At 65.0% G+C, this 17819-nt stretch carries 17 protein-coding genes and 1 pseudogene; 14 read left to right on the top strand and 4 right to left on the bottom strand.

Annotated features, from left to right (window positions below; all coding sequences use genetic code 11):
- From ABGN05_RS09715 to ABGN05_RS09685, 7 genes are read left to right on the top strand one after another with little or no spacing between them, the layout of a single operon-like run.
- Positions 1 to 957, top strand: coding sequence for a thiamine pyrophosphate-dependent dehydrogenase E1 component subunit alpha (locus tag ABGN05_RS09715; protein WP_367953805.1), 957 nt, complete (start codon positions 1 to 3; stop codon positions 955 to 957).
- A complete protein-coding gene (locus ABGN05_RS09710; RefSeq protein ID WP_367953804.1) occupies positions 957 to 1931 on the top strand; it encodes an alpha-ketoacid dehydrogenase subunit beta in 975 nt (324 codons plus the stop codon). Before ABGN05_RS09715 ends, ABGN05_RS09710 begins: the two co-directional genes overlap by 1 nt.
- Before the next feature lie 10 nt (positions 1932 to 1941).
- Entirely contained in the window at positions 1942 to 3204 is a 1263-nt protein-coding gene (locus ABGN05_RS09705; RefSeq protein WP_367953803.1) for a dihydrolipoamide acetyltransferase family protein, read from the top strand.
- Positions 3201 to 3617, top strand: a complete 417-nt coding sequence (locus ABGN05_RS09700) for a MaoC family dehydratase (RefSeq protein ID WP_367953802.1) — start codon at positions 3201 to 3203, stop codon at positions 3615 to 3617. The genes ABGN05_RS09705 and ABGN05_RS09700 overlap by 4 nt, the downstream gene beginning before the upstream one ends.
- 9 nt (positions 3618 to 3626) lie before the next feature.
- Complete coding sequence (locus tag ABGN05_RS09695; protein ID WP_367953801.1) at positions 3627 to 4055, top strand: MaoC family dehydratase; 429 nt, start codon at positions 3627 to 3629, stop codon at positions 4053 to 4055.
- On the top strand, positions 4052 to 5479 hold the full coding sequence (gene lpdA, locus ABGN05_RS09690; RefSeq protein ID WP_367953800.1) for a dihydrolipoyl dehydrogenase: 1428 nt from the start codon (positions 4052 to 4054) through the stop codon (positions 5477 to 5479). Before ABGN05_RS09695 ends, lpdA begins: the two co-directional genes overlap by 4 nt.
- A 42-nt stretch (positions 5480 to 5521) precedes the next feature.
- The gene (locus ABGN05_RS09685; protein ID WP_367953799.1) at positions 5522 to 7105 is read left to right on the top strand and encodes a class I adenylate-forming enzyme family protein; all 1584 of its coding nucleotides are present in this window, start codon (positions 5522 to 5524) and stop codon (positions 7103 to 7105) included.
- Between the two features lie 166 nt (positions 7106 to 7271).
- Here the strand turns inward: ABGN05_RS09685 and ABGN05_RS09680 are convergent, their stop codons facing one another.
- Complete coding sequence (locus ABGN05_RS09680) at positions 7272 to 7895, bottom strand: nuclear transport factor 2 family protein (protein ID WP_367953798.1); 624 nt, start codon at positions 7893 to 7895, stop codon at positions 7272 to 7274.
- Positions 7896 to 8110: 215 nt separating this feature from the next.
- On the opposite strand from ABGN05_RS09680, the gene dctP reads away from it, so the two are divergent.
- From dctP to ABGN05_RS09665, 3 genes are all read left to right on the top strand, one after another.
- Positions 8111 to 9124: a TRAP transporter substrate-binding protein DctP gene (gene dctP / locus ABGN05_RS09675; RefSeq protein WP_367953797.1), complete on the top strand. Its 1014-nt coding sequence runs from the start codon at positions 8111 to 8113 to the stop codon at positions 9122 to 9124.
- Positions 9125 to 9293: 169 nt separating this feature from the next.
- On the top strand, positions 9294 to 9809 hold the full coding sequence (locus ABGN05_RS09670; protein WP_367953796.1) for a TRAP transporter small permease subunit: 516 nt from the start codon (positions 9294 to 9296) through the stop codon (positions 9807 to 9809).
- The gene (locus tag ABGN05_RS09665) at positions 9809 to 11122 is read left to right on the top strand and encodes a TRAP transporter large permease (protein WP_367953795.1); all 1314 of its coding nucleotides are present in this window, start codon (positions 9809 to 9811) and stop codon (positions 11120 to 11122) included. Before ABGN05_RS09670 ends, ABGN05_RS09665 begins: the two co-directional genes overlap by 1 nt.
- Positions 11123 to 11207: 85 nt before the next feature.
- Here the strand turns inward: ABGN05_RS09665 and ABGN05_RS09660 are convergent, their stop codons facing one another.
- Both ABGN05_RS09660 and ABGN05_RS09655 read right to left on the bottom strand, forming a co-directional pair.
- Positions 11208 to 12080 (bottom strand): SMP-30/gluconolactonase/LRE family protein, encoded by an 873-nt coding sequence (locus ABGN05_RS09660; RefSeq protein WP_367953794.1) that lies wholly within the window; start codon positions 12078 to 12080, stop codon positions 11208 to 11210.
- A 17-nt stretch (positions 12081 to 12097) separates the two neighbouring features.
- Positions 12098 to 13294, bottom strand: coding sequence for a thiolase C-terminal domain-containing protein (locus tag ABGN05_RS09655; protein ID WP_367953793.1), 1197 nt, complete (start codon positions 13292 to 13294; stop codon positions 12098 to 12100).
- Between ABGN05_RS09655 and ABGN05_RS30270 the strand changes: the two are divergent.
- A pseudogene (locus ABGN05_RS30270) lies at positions 13261 to 13359 on the top strand (hypothetical protein); the annotation flags it as partial. The gene ABGN05_RS09655 and the pseudogene ABGN05_RS30270 overlap by 34 nt on opposite strands.
- Here the strand turns inward: ABGN05_RS30270 and ABGN05_RS09650 are convergent.
- Entirely contained in the window at positions 13329 to 13748 is a 420-nt protein-coding gene (locus ABGN05_RS09650; protein ID WP_367953792.1) for a Zn-ribbon domain-containing OB-fold protein, read from the bottom strand. The pseudogene ABGN05_RS30270 and the gene ABGN05_RS09650 overlap by 31 nt on opposite strands.
- Positions 13749 to 14205: 457 nt before the next feature.
- Here ABGN05_RS09650 and ABGN05_RS09645 point away from each other — a divergent pair, with 457 nt between their 5' ends.
- Genes ABGN05_RS09645 through ABGN05_RS09635 form a run of 3 tightly spaced genes read left to right on the top strand, consistent with a single transcriptional unit; the run spans position 14206 to position 17812 of the window.
- Positions 14206 to 16203, top strand: a complete 1998-nt coding sequence (locus tag ABGN05_RS09645) for a xanthine dehydrogenase family protein molybdopterin-binding subunit (protein WP_367953791.1) — start codon at positions 14206 to 14208, stop codon at positions 16201 to 16203.
- Entirely contained in the window at positions 16200 to 16937 is a 738-nt protein-coding gene (locus tag ABGN05_RS09640; RefSeq protein ID WP_367953790.1) for a class II aldolase/adducin family protein, read from the top strand. The genes ABGN05_RS09645 and ABGN05_RS09640 overlap by 4 nt, the downstream gene beginning before the upstream one ends.
- Positions 16934 to 17812, top strand: coding sequence for an FAD binding domain-containing protein (locus ABGN05_RS09635; RefSeq protein WP_367953789.1), 879 nt, complete (start codon positions 16934 to 16936; stop codon positions 17810 to 17812). The genes ABGN05_RS09640 and ABGN05_RS09635 overlap by 4 nt, the downstream gene beginning before the upstream one ends.
- The last annotated feature ends 7 nt before the right edge of the window (positions 17813 to 17819 follow it).

Below are 17819 nucleotides of genomic sequence, written 5' to 3'. Positions count from 1 at the left end.
ATGAACGACGCACTGCACCTCTACGAGCGGATGATGCTCATCCGCCAATGCGAAGAGCAGTTGAACGACGTCTTCGCCAAAAACCTCTTTCCCGGGTACATCCATTCGTATCTTGGACAGGAGGCTTGCGCGGTCGGCATCTGCGCGGCCCTGAACGACGACGACTACCTCATGTCGAACCATCGCGGGCGCGGGCACTACCTGGCCAAGGGAATGGAACTGCGATCCATGATGGCCGAGATGTTCGGGAAGGAGACCGGCATCGCCGGCGGTCGCGGCGGCGAGATGCATGCAGCCGATCCCGCGCTCGGCATCCTCGGCGGCAACGGGATCGTCGGCGCGGGGCTGCCCATCGGCGCCGGAGCCGCCTACACGGCCCAGCTTAACGGCAAAGGCCAGGTAGCCGTCGTCTTCTTCGGGGAAGGCGCCAGCAACAACGGCTCCTTCGGCGAGACGATGAACCTGGCCGCGGCCTGGAAGCTGCCGCTGATCATGGTTTGCGAGAACAATCTCTATGCCGAGATGACCCCGTTCGCGAACACGGTCGCCCAGCCGGACGTCGCCATGCGGGCGGAGGGCTATGGAATGCCGGGAGAAGTGGTCGACGGCAACGACGTCCTGGAAGTCCGGAAGGCGGCGATCCGCGCGGTCGAGCGTGCCCGTGTGGGCGCCGGACCGACCTTGCTCGAACTCAAGACCTACCGATGGGGCGGCCACTTCCAGGGCGACCCGCGCAAGTACCGGTCCCGCGAGGAAGAGAAGGCGTGGATGGAGAAGTGCCCGCTGAAGCGCTACCGGGCCTTCATGCTCGAACAGGACATCGACGCCGGATCGATCGAGAGCATCGACCTGCGGCTGAAAACCGAGGTTGAGGAGGCAATCCGGCTCGCGCTCGCGGCAGACGAGCCGCGGCCCGAGACCGCGCTCGACCATGTGTTCGCCGGCGAGGTGGCGTGATGGCGAGCAAGACCTATTGCTGGGCGCTGATCGACGCGATCCACGAGGAGATGAGCCGCGACGAGACCGTCGTCCTCCTGGGCGAGGACGTGGCGGAGGCCGGCGGTGCTTTCGGCGCCTCACGCACCCTTCTTGAGAGCTTCGGCCCCCGGCGCGTGCGTGACACGCCGATCAGCGAGGAGATCATCGTCGGGCTCGGAGTCGGAGCGGCGATGACCGGTAAGCGCCCGATCGTCGAGATCATGTTCATGGACTTCCTCGGACTGTGCCTCGACCAGATCTTCAACCAGGCGGCAAAGACCCACTACATCTACAGCGGTGCCTTCAAGATGCCGCTGGTGATCCGCACCTCGACGGCGGTCGAGATGGGCATCGGCCCGCATCACTCGCAGCTCCTGGAAAGCTGGCTGGGGCACGTGCCGGGCCTCAAGGTCGTGATGCCCTCGACGCCGCGGGACGCCAAGGGGCTGATGAAGGCTGCGATCCGCGACGACAACCCGGTCGTCTTCATCGAGCACCTGGCGATGCATCGGGTGAAGGAGGATATCGAGGACGACGACTTCGTCATCCCGATCGGCAAGGCCGACGTGAAGCGCAAGGGGCGCGACGTCACCGTCGTCGCCACCGGCCTTCAGGTCGCGCGGGCGCTGGCGGCGGCGGACGAACTGGCGAAGGACGGCATCGAGATCGAGGTGATCGACCCGCGCACCATCAGCCCGCTCGACATCGACACGATCGTGGAATCGGTGAAGAAGACCAACCGCGCGCTGGTCGTGACCTCGTCGCTGAAGCCTTTCGGGTTCGGCTCGGAAGTCTCCGCCGAGATCACGGAACGTGCCTTCTTCCATCTGGACGCCCCGGTCGCGCGGCTGACGCCACCCTTCGCACCGGCGCCGTTCGGCAAGAAGTTCGACGCCTGGCTCAACCCAAATGCGGAGAGCATCGCCGCCTCCGTTCGTTCCCTGCTCGGCTGAGGACGCGGGAATGGCGTATCCCATCACCATCCCCAAGCTCGGCCTCACCATGACCGACTGCACGCTTGTCGAATGGATGAAGCAGGACGGCGACCGCGTCGCGGCGGGCGAAATCCTCTTCGCCGTCGAGACCGACAAGATGGTCAACGAGATTGAGGCCGAGCGGGACGGCTACCTTCGTCGCACCGCCGGGCCGGACACGGTGCACCTGGTCGGCGACACGGTGGGCTATCTGCATGACAGCTGCGAGGCGGCGCTGCAGGATGATCCGCCCCGCGCGCCCGCCGCGGCATCGTCCTCCCGGGTCGAGCCGGCGCCGAGCGAGGAGCCGGAGCGCGCCACGCCGGAAGGCATGGTCCTCTCGATGCAGGCGCGAACGGGCGACGGCACGCGCCTCTTCATCTCCCCCGTGGCGCGGACCATTGCCTCGACGCACGGCCTCGACATCGCCGAACTGGAGGGGCTCGGCAGCGGCCCGGGGGGCGCCATCCTGAAGCGGGATGTCGAACGGCGGCTGCAGGCACCGAAGAGCGTGGCCGCGCCGGCCGCGACACCGCCGGCCGGCGCGACCGACGCCGGACCGAAACGGCGGCCGCTCGCGGGCATGCGCCGCACCATTGCCAGACGGATGATGGAGAGCCTGCAGGGCAGCGCCCAGATGACCGCCTTCGGGCGTGTCGACATGAGCGGGAGCGTGCGCCTGCGCCAGGCGCTGGTCGAGCGCGAGGCGGAATTCGGAGTCCGCGTCACCTATACGGACATCGTGGTCAAGGCGGTCGCAACCGTGCTCTCGCAGATGCCGCTCATCAACGCGTCGATCGTGGGCGACGAGATACTCGAGTGGCCCGACGCCAATGTCGGCATCGCCGTGGCGCTGGAGGAAGGGCTGATAGTCCCCGTCGTCCAGAAGGCCGACAAGAAGACGCTGGTGGAGATCGCCCGCGAGCGGAAGCGGCTGGTCGACGCCGCGCGCAATGGCGGCCTGACACAGTCCGACCTTTCGGGCGGCACCTTCAGCGTCAGCAATTTCGGCAGCTATGGCGGAGATTTCGAGACGCCGATCCTCAATCCGCCTCAATCGGCGATCCTCGGCATCGGGCAAATCGTCGATGAACCGGTGGTTCGCGACGGCGCGATCGTCATCCGACCGCAGATGATGCTGAGCATGACCTTCGACCACCGGCTGATCGACGGAGCCGAGGCAGGCCGCTTCCGTGCGAGGCTGAAGGCCTATCTTGAGGAACCCGCCCTGCAGATGGCGGTGCTGAGATGACGGTGAATCCCCTGACGACCTATGAGGGCGCGGTGCTGGGACGCGAGGTCTGCAAAGGCGTGATACACGTCACGCAGTCCGACATCGACGACTTCTGCGCCCTGTTCGGCTACGACGACCCCGCGTTCCGTCCGGACGCCCCGGGAGGGGCCGTCGCACCCACGTCGATGGGACTCACCTATGGGTTGAGGCTCGGGTGGGAGCAGCAGGTCTTTCCGCCCGGCGTGATCCGGATGGGCGACGAGAACGTCCACGGCCATCCGGTCCATGCGGGCGACGTTCTGACCACGGTCCTGACCATCGCCGACCGTTTCGAAAAGAAAGGCCGGAAATTCCTGTCCTACGAGCAGGTGACACGAAACCAGGACGGGCAGATGGTGTGCTCCATCACCTTTGCCGCCATCCTGCCGTGAGGAGGATGGATGGCTGACATTCCGCTCGCCCAGGGCATGCGGCTGCCGCATGTCGAGATCGAGATCACGCAGGCCATGATCGATCGCTATGCCGCGATCTCCGGAGATTTCAATCCTGTCCACGTGGATCCGGACCGTGCGGCGGCTTCGCCGTTCGGGAGCACCATCGCCCATGGCTGCATCCCGATGGAGCCGCTCTTCCAGGCTCTCGCCAGGGCCATGGGGCGGCCGCTCCTGCCCTTCGGCACCCGCGTGTCGCTGCGCTATCGGGCGCCCGCCCGTCCGGGCGACCGGATCCGGGTCGAGGGTGCCGTCGCCGACCGGAAGGACGACGCCTGGCAGGTCCCCTTCGCCTGCCTCAACCAGTCCGGCCAGACGGTGATCGACGGTACATGCCTGGTTCCCGCCACCGACGGGCAAGGGGCCGGCCCCGCATGACCGGGCACCTCGTGGTCATCGGCGGCGGAATCGGCGGATACACGGCCGCGATCCGCGGTGCCCGGCACGGGCTGAAGGTAACGCTGGTCGAGGCCGGCGAACTCGGCGGCACGTGCCTGAACGTCGGCTGCATTCCGACGAAGAGCCTCTTGCACAACTCCGCCATGATCCACGACCTGCCCAGGCATCTGGCGCTGGCGGGGCAGGATCGACAGGACCCATCCGCACCACGCGCGCTAGGTCGTCTCGCCGCCGAAAGATCGGCGGCGGTAGAGCGACTGGTCCGCGGCGTCCACACACTGGTGAAGCGCAACGCTATCACGCTCCTGAACGACCGGGCGACCTTTTCGGGAGAGCGCAGTCTGCGACTCGCGTCGAGCGGGCGTGAACTGAAGGCCGACTTCGTCGTGATCGCCACCGGCTCCGTTCCGGTCATCCCGCCCATCGAGGGGCTGGCCGGGCCGCATGCCCTGAGTTCCGATGAGGCGATCTCCCTCACCGAACGGCCCGACCGTCTGGCGATCGTCGGCGGCGGCGTCATCGGCGTCGAGTTCGCTCAGATATTCGCCAACCTCGAAACGGAGGTCACGATTCTCGAAGTCGCCGACCGAATCCTCGCCGGAGAGGATGGGGAGGCGGTAGACGTCCTGGCGAAGACCCTTTCGGCGCAGAACGTGACGATCCGGACCGGCACCAGGCTGCGCTCGGTGGCGGCAGGAGACGGGGTGGTCGAACTGACAATCGAGGACGGTACCGGCCGATCGACCCTGACGGTCGACCGCATCTTGGTTGCGGCCGGCCGCCGGCCCAATGTCGACGCGCTCGGACTCGCCGCCGCAGGCATTGCGACGAAGCTCGGCGCCATCGGCGTCGACGATCGCATGCGCACCAACGTGGACGGGATCTACGCCGTCGGCGACGTCACCGGCGGGCCATTGCTCGCCCATCGCGCCGCGGCCCAGGCCGAATGCGCCCTTGCCGACATCCTCGGGCAGGAGGCCCCGGCCTTCTCGGCGCTCGCCATGCCCCGCGCCGTCTATACCCGACCCGAAATCGCCAGCGTCGGCTTGACGGAAGCGGAGGCAGGCGCGATGGGCGAGGTGAAGGTCGGTCGTTTCCCGTTCTCGGCCAACGGCAAGGCTCTGGTCGGCGGCCATGCGGAAGGCTTCGTCAAGATCGTCGCGGACGCCGGGCACGACCAGATCCTCGGGATCACGATGGTCGGTCCGGGCGTGTCGAACCTGCTCGGGGAGGCCACGCTCGCCGTCCAGATGGAAATGACGCTGTCGGCGCTGATCCACACCGTGCATGCGCATCCGACGCTATCGGAGGCGCTCGCGGAAGCCGCCCACGACGCGCGCGACGGCGGGGCGATCCACCTGCCGCCGGCGCGCCGCGCGCAGGCGGGAGTGCCGGCGCTTTAGGATGATGGGAACGGGGGGAGCCGTTCCTTGGGAGGAAAAGAGATGGACGCGAGCGGCAGACTGACGATACCGGGCCTTCTCCGGATTCAGGTGGAGCGGAATCCCGAGAAGGACTTCGTGGTCTTCGAGAATGACAGGGGCGAGATCTCGCGCCACACCTACCGCGCCATCGCCACCCAGGTCGCCCGCCTCGCGAACAACCTGTCGGATGCCGGGCTGAGAGCGGGCGAGAACGTCGCGATCGTGCTGACCAACGGGCCGGAGTTCCTTGTCGCGTGGTTCGCGGCCAACCAGATCGGTGCCGTGGCGGTACCGGTCAACGTGCACTACACGCCCGACGAACTCGGCTATCTCGTCGAAAACGCCGAGATCGCGGCAGTGGTGACGGAACCGCGCTTCCTGCCGGTCTTCGAGGCGATCGCACCCCGCGCCGACACTATCCGGCACCGCGTCCTCGCGCGCAGCGATGTGGCGCCGGGCGGCTATGCGCTCTACTCGGCGATCATGAGCGAGGGCGACCCGATCGACCGCAGGACGGCCGTCGACCCGCGCGACGCTTCGCAGATCATCTACACCTCCGGGACGACGTCGCGGCCGAAAGGCGCGGTGCTCGACCACAACAACAGCGTGCTGCAGGGCATCTCCGTCGCCATGCTTTTCGGGATGCGCGCCAGCGACAGGATCTGCGTGGTGCTGCCTCTATTCCACGTCAACGCCCAGTTCGTCGGCGTCATCCCCACGCTCACGGTCGGAGGCACGGTGGTGCTGCTCGAGGCCTTCAGCGCCACGCGCTACTGGAACCAGGTGCGCACGCACCGATGCACGGGCATCAGCATCGTGCCGATGATCCTGCGCACGCTCCTGGCGCAGCCGCCGACGGATGCGGATTCGGCGCACGACGTGCGTTTCTCGTTCTATGCGTTACCCACTGCGCCGGAAGAATGGGAAAGCTTCGAACGGCGGTTCAAGGTCACGCTCGTCGAAGGGTACGGGTTAACGGAAACCTACGGCATCTGCACGTCGAACCCCCTCGTCTACGGGGTGACGAAGCGCCATTGCATCGGCCTGCCGCTGCCGGGACATGAGGTTAGGGTTGTCGACGAGGAGATGAACGACGTGGCTCAGGGTCATGTGGGCCAGATCGTCGTCGGCGGGAAGCCGCTGTTTTCCAACTATTACAAGAACGCGGCTGCCTCGGCAGACTGCATGCGCGGCGGATGGTTCCTGACCGGAGACAACGGCTACCTCGATGCAGACGGCTATCTGAACTTCTTCGACCGCGGCAAGGACGTCATCAAGCGTGCCGGCGAGAACATCGCCGCGACTGAGGTCGAGCGGGTCCTGAACGATCATCCGGAAATCCTCGAATCGGCGGTGATCGGCGTCTTCGACCCCCTGCGCGACGAAGCGGTCAAGGCCTACGTGGTCCGGCAGAAGGGAGCCACCATCGACGCGGCACAGGTCATCGAATGGTGTGCGAAGTATCTGTCCAGGTTCAAGGTGCCGAGCTTCGTCGAGTTCCGCGACGACCTGCCGAAGACTTCGATCGGCAAGATCCAGAAGTTCGTCTTGAAGAATGAGCACGCGAGGCAGGCGGCAGAGGAGACTGCCGGGAGCCAAGGTTAGGAACAGCTCGAAGATGCTTCCAGCGCACGACGCAAGTTCGAGCGATTCAGGCACGCAGCAACAGGCGTAGGGTACGCAGGAGAGTCAGGCACTCGGCTGTTGGCGTAGCTGCTTCTCGACCAGGAACAACCTGACGCTGCGATTTCCACCGGTGGGGCAAATCAGTTCAGTGCTCGCCACGGAGCCAGCGCGCTTCTCCGCGATAGAACTCCTCCATCTGTTCGGGCCGGTCATCGCCGAGGAGGTCCGGGTTGATGTTCACGCCGCGGCTTTGCTGAAGATAGGCGATGTGCCTGTAGGACGGTCGCAGCTTCGCGAGCATCGTTTGATCGATGGGCAACTCGTTTGCCGGATCGACGGCCTGCACGATGTCGCGTTCGAACAGCACCTCGAAGCTGAAGAGCGACCACTCGCCGTCGTTTCGTACCGCGCGCGAGAAGAACCGGCAGAAAACGTGGACATCGATTTCAGTGCCGTCGAGCCTCGTCCGGCTGGAGATCATTGCCGGGCTTTCCACGGTCGCGCGATCGCCGTTGATCTCGGCCAATGCGGGAAAGACCCAATGGGTGCCGCCCCCGCGCTTGCCCATCCATTCGCGCGTGGCTTCGATGTATGCCTCCGCGCCGCGTCCGTCGTACCAGCTCGTGCGGACGTAGGCGTCTTCGTGGAAGCACGCCCTCATCATGTCGAAACGGCGACGGTCTCGCGCGAACCGCTCGCGTCGCACGAGGTCGAAGATCTCCTCCCGGTCGAGAAACGTTTCGAGGCGCTTTTCCTGGTGGTGATCCATGGGAGTTCCGCTGTGTCGGAAGGGGCTGTGGCGGACGACCGAAACGAGGCAGAAGACATTGTGCACCGGCAGGCTCGACTGCGCTCGATTAGCTGTTATGCGCATTCCCAACATAGCCCCCGATGGGGAAGTCACCTAGACTCGATCCGTCGCCGAGCGCCCACGCCAACGTCTTGTGCGCTGCGCCCAGCCAATTGCACACGGGAGGAGAAGAGATGAAACACCACGCCTGGACGATCGCCATCGCGGCGTTGCTGGCAGCGCCGGGTGTCGGCGTGTCCGAAGAGCTGAAAGTCGCCCACATCTCCGCCGAATCCTCTCCAATTTCGGGGGCTGACAGGCATTTCGCGAAAGAGGTCGAACGTCTCACCGGCGGCGACCTCACCATGCGCTTTTTCTGGAGCGGCTCGCTGGGCAGCGGAAACGAGATCATTCACCTGATCTCCTCTGGAGCGATCCCAGCGGGGGTTACGGCGCCGGTCTACTATCCCTCGGAACTGCCGATCGACGGCGTTACGAATGCGTTGCCCTTTACGTTCCCGAGCGCCGGCGCGGCGATGGACGCGAAGCGCGAGATCGCCAAGACCGATGCCGCGCTGGAGGAATACAAGCGGGCGGGGGTCTATCCGATACTTCACCACGGCCTGGCCAACCTCCATCTGGTCTGCAGCAAGAAGGCCGAGACGCTCGATGAACTGAAAGGCCTCAAGGCGCGGTCCAACGGTTTCTACTGGCCGCCGGCATTCGAGGCGATCGGCATCACGCCGATCTCCGTGCCGTTCAACGAGATGTACGAGTCGCTGCAGCGTAACGTGATCGACTGCGTCTTCTCGACCTGGGCGGGCGCGATGGCGGGTCGCCTGGGCGAGGTGGCGAAATACTGGATAGACATCGACATGGGCGCCCTGTCGGGACCGAGCTTCTACGTGCCGTATGCGATGTACAAGGAGGGCGGGTGGTCGCCCGAGCGCATCAAGGCCATCGACGAGGCCGCGGAGATCGCCTTCGATCAGGAGAAGGAGGACATCGAGCAGGCCGAAAAGGACAGCGTCGCCAAGGCGCTCGAGCAGGGCGTGGAACTGGTCCAGTTCAAGGATAGCGACAAGGTCAGGAACGCCATTCCCGACATGGTCGATCTCTGGGTGGAAAAGGAAACCGCCGGCAACGTTTCGCAGGAAGCAGCCAAGCAGGCCGCGGAAGTGATCAACAACATCGAAACGAGCAACTAGGGCATCGCGCAACAGTCCACCGCCTGCGGACCGCTTGTCGCGCCCCGAGAGTGGCGGTTTCGGGGTACGGCTACCGATCCGCGGCGGATAGTCCGCGGCTCGGAGATGGCGGGTTCGGGCCGGGCGGGCGCAGCGGGAATGCAGTCATGGGCAAGGGAGGAGCAGTCTCGTGACTGAACATCTTCGAAAACTTTCGGAGCGCGTTTCGGTCGCGCTGCTTTGCCTGTCTTCGGTCGCCATCGTGCTCATCGCACTCGCGGGCGCGGCAGATTCGCTCGGATCCTCAATTTTCAGCACTCCGATTCTTGGCGTCTTCGAACTGACGGAACTGCTCCTGGTCGTCATCATCTTCATGGCGCAACCCCATGTGGTGCTCACCGGGTCACACATACAGCTCGAACTGTTCGGCTTCGAGCCGGGTTCCGCGGCCGGCCGCGTCAGACGCTTCACGACGGCGCTTCTGGGCATGCTCTGCTACGGAGTTATCGTCGCGGCGTCCTGGCGCGGGTTCACGGAGGCCTGGCACATCCGCGAGGCGACAGCCGGCGTCTATGCCATTCCTGTCTATCCCGTGAAGCTGATCCTTGTCATCGGAGCCGCCCTTGCATTCCTGATGTCGCTACTAAGCTTCTTCATCGTCCCCGACGAGAAGGACCAGTCGCATTTCATTCAAGAAGCGATCTGATGGATCCTACGCTTTTCGCCTTCGTCGCATTCATCGCCATCCTAGGACTGATCGCCTTCGGGATTCCGGTGGCGCTGTCCATCATGACCGTGACGCTGGTCGGCATGTATGCGCTCATCGGGGACGCTTTCGTCCTCGGCACGGTTCGCACGATCACCTTTTCGGTTTCCAGCGGCTATTCCTTCGCGATCATTCCCATGTTCATCCTGATGGGCGAGATCGCCGGCGGCACGCGCATCATTTCCGACCTCTACCAGGCCTGCTACCGGTTCATCGGCGGCTTCAGAGGCGGCGTCTACAACGCAACGGTGCTGGCATCTGCCGGGTTCGCGGCAATTTCGGGCTCGACGATCGTAAACTCCGCGATCTTCACGCGGGTCGCGCTGCCAGAGATCGAGCGGCTCGGCTACCATCGGGGTTTCGGCGTCGGCTGCATCGCGGCTTCGGGTGCGCTGGCCGCGATGATCCCGCCGTCGCTCACCATGGTGCTCTACGGCATCCTGACAGAGACTTCGATCGGCGCGATGCTTATCGCAGGCATCCTGCCCGGCCTGCTGACGGCGGCCGTCCTCATCCTTACCGTGACCGTCTCGGTCAGGCTTCGCCCTAGCCTCGCCCCGGTGAGTTCCGAACGTTTCACCGCGCGGGAGAAGTTTGCCGGACTGCTCGACATCTGGCCGGCCGCGCTGCTTATCCTGATCGTCCTCGGCGGCATCTATACGGGGCTGATGTCGCCGTCGGCAGCCGGCGCGGTCGGTGCAGTCGGAGCGTTCCTGATCGCTCTCCTGAAGCGTCGCATGACCTGGCCGCTGTTCGTGTCATCGCTGAAGAAGACCGCGACGATTGCCGCATCCATCTTCCTCATCCTCGTCGCGGGCATGCTCTTCTCGCGCCTGCTGCTGTTCTACGGATCGGTGTCGGAATTGACCGACGTGCTGACCGCGGGCGGGTTCACGCCCTTCACCTTCATGGCCTGCGTGGTCATCGGCTACTTCATCTTCGGCATGTTCATGGATCCGGTGCCGATGCTGGTGATCACTCTGCCGTTCCTGTTCCCCACGGTACTGGCGCTCGACATCAACCCGATCTGGTTCGGGATCATCGTGGTCAAGCTGATCGAGATCGCAGCCATCACGCCGCCAATCGGGATAAACTTGTTCGCGGTGGTTGCCGCCTCGGACGGGCGTGTCTCGGCATCGGAACTCTTCAAGGGCGTCCAGCCGTTCGTGATCGCCGAGTTGCTGGTGCTCGCGCTGCTGCTGGCATTTCCCTCGATCTGCACCTTCCTGCCGGGACAGATGATGGGGCGATGACGCCGCGCATCTCATTGGGGGAGTGCCAGGCCGCCGACCCTGGGGCACACGTTTCGCGTCGGAACTGCTGAAAAGGAGCGCGGGGCTAACCCGCGAATTTCGGTTCGGCCAGTCCGGTCGCGCCGGGCCGCGTATGGAAAGTGCGGCCGGCATCCGTCTCGGCGGCCAGCTGGGCCTCGCTCAAACCGTACTGCATCGAGGTCACGTAGAGCGTGCGAAGGTCGGTGCCGCCGAATGCGACGGAGGTCACCCGTGTCGTCGGTACGTGAATCTCCCCGATCCGGGTGCCGTCTGGCGCGTAGCGGCCGACAGCGCCCGTTCCCAGTTCCGCGATCCACAGGCAGCCTTCGTCGTCGACCGTGCAGCCGTCGGGGTGAGCTGTCCGACCGCGGAAATCGAGATGCACACGCCGGTTCGCCGGCAAGCCGGTCTCGATGTCATAGTCGTAGGCATAGACGTAGCCTGTCCGGGAATCGGAAAAATACAGCACCGTGTCGTCGGGCGAAAACGCCATGCCGTTGCCTACCAAGATTCCATCGTCGACGCGGTGGAGCGAAAGATCCGGATCGAGGCGCCAGAGACCGCCGATCGGCTCCTTCCAAGACTTGTCCATGCTTCCGACGAAGAACCGGCCGCGCCGGTCGCATTTGGCATCGTTGAAGCGTTCGCGGCTGAAATCGACATCGACCTCGAATCGCCGTTCCTCGCCCGTCGCCGTGTCAAGGAACGCGAATCCGTTGCGGAGAGCCAGGATAAGACCACCCCGCGCGCGCAACGCCATCGCCGTCGGGATGCCCGTCACCTTATAGGAGCGTGTCTCATTGCGGCCCACCTCGTGGCGCCAGATGACGCGATTGGTCATATCGAGCCAGTAGAGGGCGTTCTCGTCCCCCGACCAGAGCGGACCTTCGCCGAGGTCGGCGACGGCATCGCAAAGCACCTGCACGGCGGGGGCCATGGTTCGTTCGCTCCCGTTCATACGGCGAGGATCAGCGCGCTCTTGTGCCCGCCCCCGCCCCCGGAGGTGACGAGGCATGTCTCGGCGTCGGCAACCTGGTTGAGCGACGTGCCGCGCATCTGGCGGACGGCTTCGGGGATCAGGTTGAAGCCCTGTAGGTATCCCTCGGAAAGAAGGCCGCCGGCCGTGTTGGTCGGCAGCTTGCCACCGTCGCGCCGCAGGTTTCCCTGCATGACGAAATCGGCGCCTTCGCCGGGTTCGCACACGCCGTAGTCCTCAAGCGCCATGATCACGATGGACGAGAACGCATCGTAGATCTGGGCGCAGTCGAGGTCCTGCGGGGAGATCCCGGCCATCGGAAAGAGGTGTCGGGCGACGGGCTGCGCATTGGTGGTGTGATAGGTTTCGACGGGCATGTTGTTGGAGCCCATCGGACCCATGCCCCATCCTTCGCCGCTGGCCTGGACCGCCGCGAGAATTCGGGTCGGCTTCTGGCGCAGATCCCTAGCGCGCTCCTTGGACGTGACGATGATCGCCGCCGCGCCGTCGGTTTCGAGACAGCAGTCGTAAAGACGGTACGGGTCGACGATCATGCGCGAATTCGCATGGTCCTCGAGCGTCATGGGCTTGCCGTACATCAGCGCGGCGGGGTTCGTCTGGGCGTGTTCCCGGAACGTGACGGCGACATGCCCGAGCGCCTCGACCGGCGTGCCGTAGACATGCATGTGGCGCCGGAAGGGCAGCGCGGTCTTCTGGCCCGGGCTCATCAGGCCGAACGGCGCCATGTAGCTTCCGCCGACGGCACCGGGATTGTACTGGCCGTAGCGATGGTACTGCCCTTGGCAGAGCGAACGGTAGACCGCGACGTGCTTGCAGATGCCGGCGTGAACCGCCAGCGCGGCGTTCATCACCGCCCCGGTGCAGCCGCCGCCGCCTGCGCCCCAGACCAGATTGGAGAAGCGTATCTCCGGGATGCCGAGCGCCACCTGCAGCAGAACCGGCTCGTGCCGCTCCGGGCCGTAGGAGGCGAAGCCGTCGATGTCGTGCACGTCGAGGCCTGCGTCCTCGGCCGCCATGCGGATCGCCTCGCAGCACAGATGGAATTCGGTCCTGTCGGTGATCCCGCCGCGTTTGGCAAACTCCGTCTGCCCGATGCCAGCTATGGCGCAGCTGTCGGCGAATGCGGCGACTTCCTCCGGCCTGGCCGTTGTCATCCAATGTCCTCTCTTCCTGTTTGCGACGGGCGGGTCAGGCCTTGCGAAAGCGCGGCAGAAAGGTATCCCCCGGGACGGCGTCCCAGAAGAGCTCCACCTTGAGGCCAATCCGCATCTCCTCCGGCGCGGCGTCCACGACGTTCGAGACCAGGCGGACGTCACTTGCGTCCTCCAGCATCACCACGGCGACGTTGTAGGGCACGGCCTGCTTCAGCGCGGGATGGGTCGCGTAGTGGACGACGACGTAGGAAAAAACCTCGCCCCGCCCTGAGACTTGGGTCCACGTCACATTGCTGCTTGCGCAGCGCGAGCAAAGCGGAACGGGAGGATGCCGAAACGTTCCGCAATCGGCGCATTGCTGGATCCGCAGTTCGCGCGCGGCGTGCGATTCCCAATAGGGATAGTCGTCGGGCGTCGGTTCAGGCAGCGGCGTATCGTCGGGCAGGTAAGCCATCACGGGCCTTCAGGGCGGGTATGGGTCGGGAGGCCGGCAGGTGCCGGCCATCATGTGAACGCTCACGATACCGGCGGCATGAGCGCATCGAAAGGTGTCGATGTCGATAGCAGTTATGAGGAGGGCGTCCAGCGCGAACCGTTCTCGCGATTCCACACTTGACGAGTGCGCCTCGGTCGAAGACGGCAGCTCCCACGCCGCGGGAACTGGAGCGCAGTCGCCATACGTTCAGGAATCCGCAAACGCGCTGATCGGACCGGGCCGGTCGCATCGAGACGGTGCCGCATGTGCCTAGGCCAGGAGGGGTGCATAGCTGATATCCAGCGGGCCCAGGTGCACTGTGCCGGTCCGGTTCCTAATACTGTGCGGACAAAACAGCGCGTCACGGGTGCCAGACGTCCCCGCCGGGCACGAGCGGCGCGACGCGCCGTCGCATCGTCGACGTCCGATTGCGGTCGTGATCGCCGAGAGCCGCTCACAGGCTGAAGATGCTGCGGAGACAATCGACATCGACTTCGAACAGCTGCCAGTCGTGTCGGATTGCCGTCAGGCACTGGCCGAGGCTGCCCACGCCGTCCACAGCCACCTCGACCACAATTGCCTCGCGCGCTTCGGCTTCGCCTATGGTGAGGTCGACGCTGCTTTTCGCAAGGCCAGTCAGATTGTCGCGGGGTCCTATCGGATCCATCGCGGCGGCTCCCATTCGATGGAAGGTCGTGGAGTCCTCGCCAAGCACGATCGGATGCACGACCTCCTGGAAGTCTGGAGCTCGACGCAGACTCCACCGGCGCTCAAGAAAAGCCTCTGCGATCTGCTCGGCCGCGACGAGGATCGCGTGCGCGTAACCGTTCCAGACGTCGGCGGCGGGTTCGGACCCAAATTGGTGACATACCCGGAAGAGATCGTCGTGGCCTTGGCCGCGATACTGATCGGCCAACCGGTGAAATGGGTCGAGGATCGGCGCGAACACTTCGTGAGCACGACCCAGGAACGCGATCAGTTCTGGGATATGGAGATGGCTCTGGACGCCGAGGGCCTCATTCTCGGGATTCGCGGTGATCTCATCCACGACCATGGCGCATATACCGCGCGTGGTCTCAACGTGCCCTACGGCTCCGGGGTTACGCTGCCCCTGCCCTACAACGTCCCGGCCTACAAACTGGACATAGCGGTGGCTCTGACGAACAAGGTCCCCGTCACGCCCGTGCGCGGGGCAGGCCAGCCGCAGGCCGCCTTCGTCATGGAACGGCTTATGGACCGGGCCGCACTCGCGACGGGCCTGGATCCGGACGAGATACGCCGCCGCAACCTCGTCCGCGCGGATCAGATGCCGTGCCGCAAGCCGCTGAAGTTGCGCGGCGGGACCGATATTGTGCTGGACAGCGGCGACTACCCCGCCTGCCAGGAGTCCGCGCTCAGGACCAGCGGCTGGCACGCATTTCGCGAGCGTCAATGCGCGGCGCGCGCGCAGGGGCGCCGCATCGGCATGGGCATGGCGAATTATGTCGAGGGAACCGGCCGCGGCCCATACGAAGGCGTGAGCGTCAAGATCACGCGCACCGGTCACGTGGTGGTGTCCACGGGAGCGGCCGCGATGGGTCAGGGGACCGCGACGATGATCGCGCAGATCGTCGGCGAACATCTCGGTGGCGACATGGACAACGTCGTCGTCAGGACGGGTGAGTCCGATCAGTCGATGGGCTTCGGCGGCTTCAATAGCCGGCAGACGGTGGTGGCCGGCGCATCCGCGCAGAAAGCTGCGCTCGAGGTCCGACAGAAAATGCTGAAAGTGGCGTCCCACCTCATGGAGGCCCATGAGGATGACTTGGACGTCCTCGCAGGACGTGTAGCGATCAAGGGTGTCGAGGGCAAGAGCATCAGTTTCGGCGAACTCGCCGCCGCGGCAATCGGTCTGCCAGGTTATTCGCTCCCGGGCATCGACACGCCGGGGCTCGTGGCGACTGGCCAGGTCACGATCGACGATATGGCGTACTCCAACGGAAGCGCAGTCGCGGAGGTCGAGGTGGACGAGGAGACGGGACACGTGCGCATCATCAAGTTCACGCTCGCCCACGATTGCGGCCGCATGGTCAATCCTGTCACTGTCGACGGACAGATCGTCGGCGGCATCGCCCACGGCGTCGGCAATGCGCTGTTCGAGGAAATGATCTTCGATGAGGCCGCGCAGCCGCTGACCACGACCTTTGCGGATTATCTTCTGGTCACGGCCGAGGCGATGCCCGAGATCGCGATCCATCACAGCGAGACGCCCAGCCCTCTCAATACGCTGGGTGTCAAGGGCGTGGGCGAGTCCGGCGTGATTTCAGTCACCGGCGCTGTGGCGGCTGCCATCGACGACGCGCTGTCCGACCTTGGCCTCCACGTGGACACGGTTCCGATCTCGCCCCAGGCGCTCCTTGAGCGCATCCGAACTGCGAAGGAGGTGTCGGCATGACACGGCAAACCAGAGACCTCGTCGATACGCTGGTGCTCGCGCACCGCATCCTCGTCAACGAGGGTGTGCTCGACGCGTTCGGCCATGCCAGTGTCCGAGATCCTGACCGCCCCGATGTCTTCTGGTTGGGACGGGCTCTGCCACCCAGTCGTCTGGGTGCCTCGGACGTCCTGGCCTTCGACCTGGATTCGAGCCCGTTGGAGAAAACAGACACGGCAATCTACTCAGAGCGCTTCATCCATTCGGAGATCTATCGCGCGCGGCCCGACGTCCATGCGGTATGTCATCATCACGCGCCTTCGCTCATGCCATTCTGTGTCGGACAGCTGGAGCTGTCCGCCGTTTCGCAGACCGGCGCGTTCCTGGGATCCAAGGTGACGCTGTGGGACAGCACCGACGAGTTCGGTCCGACACGCATGCTGATCGACGATCCACGACAAGCAGCTTCGCTGGCCCGCGCGTTGGATACACAGTCGCTGGTCCTGATGCGCGGCCATGGCACGGTGGTTGTCGGTCGCAGCATCGAGGACATGGTCTTCAAGGCGGTCTATGCGTGTCGCGATGCCGACGCCTACCGCGCAGCCGCCGCTTTCGGCGCGGCGTCGCCGCTGTCTCCCGCTGAAATAGCGCTGTGCGGTGAACCGGGAGTGCCTGCGATACAGCGAGGCTGGGAGCATTGGACCGCGACCCTTGCGACCCATGGCGACACCATCAAGAGCGAGCGTGTGCGATGAAGCCGGCCCCCTTTGTTCTGCATCGGCCCAAGACACTTGACGAGGCGCTCGCAGCCCTGGCCGAAAACCACGAAGATGGCGGCCTGGTGCTTGCGGGCGGACAGAGCCTGGTTCCGATGATGGCCCTCCGCGTGGCCTACCCGCCACATCTGGTGGACATCAACGGTGTGGAGGGCCTGTCTCGCCTCGAGGTGGAGGACGGTCGTCTTGTGATCGGCGCCACGGTGCGGCACGCGGCCTTCCATCGGCCGGTCATTGAGGGGTGCCTGGGCGAACTGCTGGCTGACGTCTCCCGCAGTATCGCGCACTATCCCATCCGCAAGCGGGGAACCTTCTGCGGAAGCCTGGCCCATGCGGACCCTGCCTCCGAATGGTGCCTTGTCGCGGTTACGCTGGGAGCGGAGTTGGCCCTCGCAAGTACTGGCGGACGAAGGACGCTGGACGCAGCCGACTATCTTGTCGGGGCCATGAGTACAGCTCGCGAATCTGACGAGATTCTGCTTGAGGTGCGTCTTCCTCTCCTGCCGCCCAGTTCGACCTTCGGTTTCTACGAGTTCAGTCGCCGCGCCGGCGATTTCGCGATCGGGATGAGCCTGGTCTCCTACCGGATCGATGCCGGCAGGATGCGCGACGTCCGGATCGGGCTTGGCGGAATCGAAGAGATCTCTCACCGCATGAAGGCGGCCGAGGCGGTGCTGGAGGGACAGGCGCCGGGCACCGAGATGTTTGCCGAAGCGGCGGCCGTGGCACAAGGCAATGTGGATCCCATGGATGATGCAACCACATCGGCTCAGTACAGGCGCGACCTGACCGGCGTGGTGATCCGGCGTGCCCTCGGTGCGGCCCTTGCCCGCCACCAAAGCCAGTTGGCCTGAGGAGACT

Source organism: Aquibium pacificum (genome assembly GCF_040839445.1).
GTDB lineage: Bacteria > Pseudomonadota > Alphaproteobacteria > Rhizobiales > Rhizobiaceae > Aquibium > Aquibium pacificus.
Note: the sequence above shows the minus strand (reverse complement) of the source record. Positions and strands in the feature narration are given on the sequence as shown.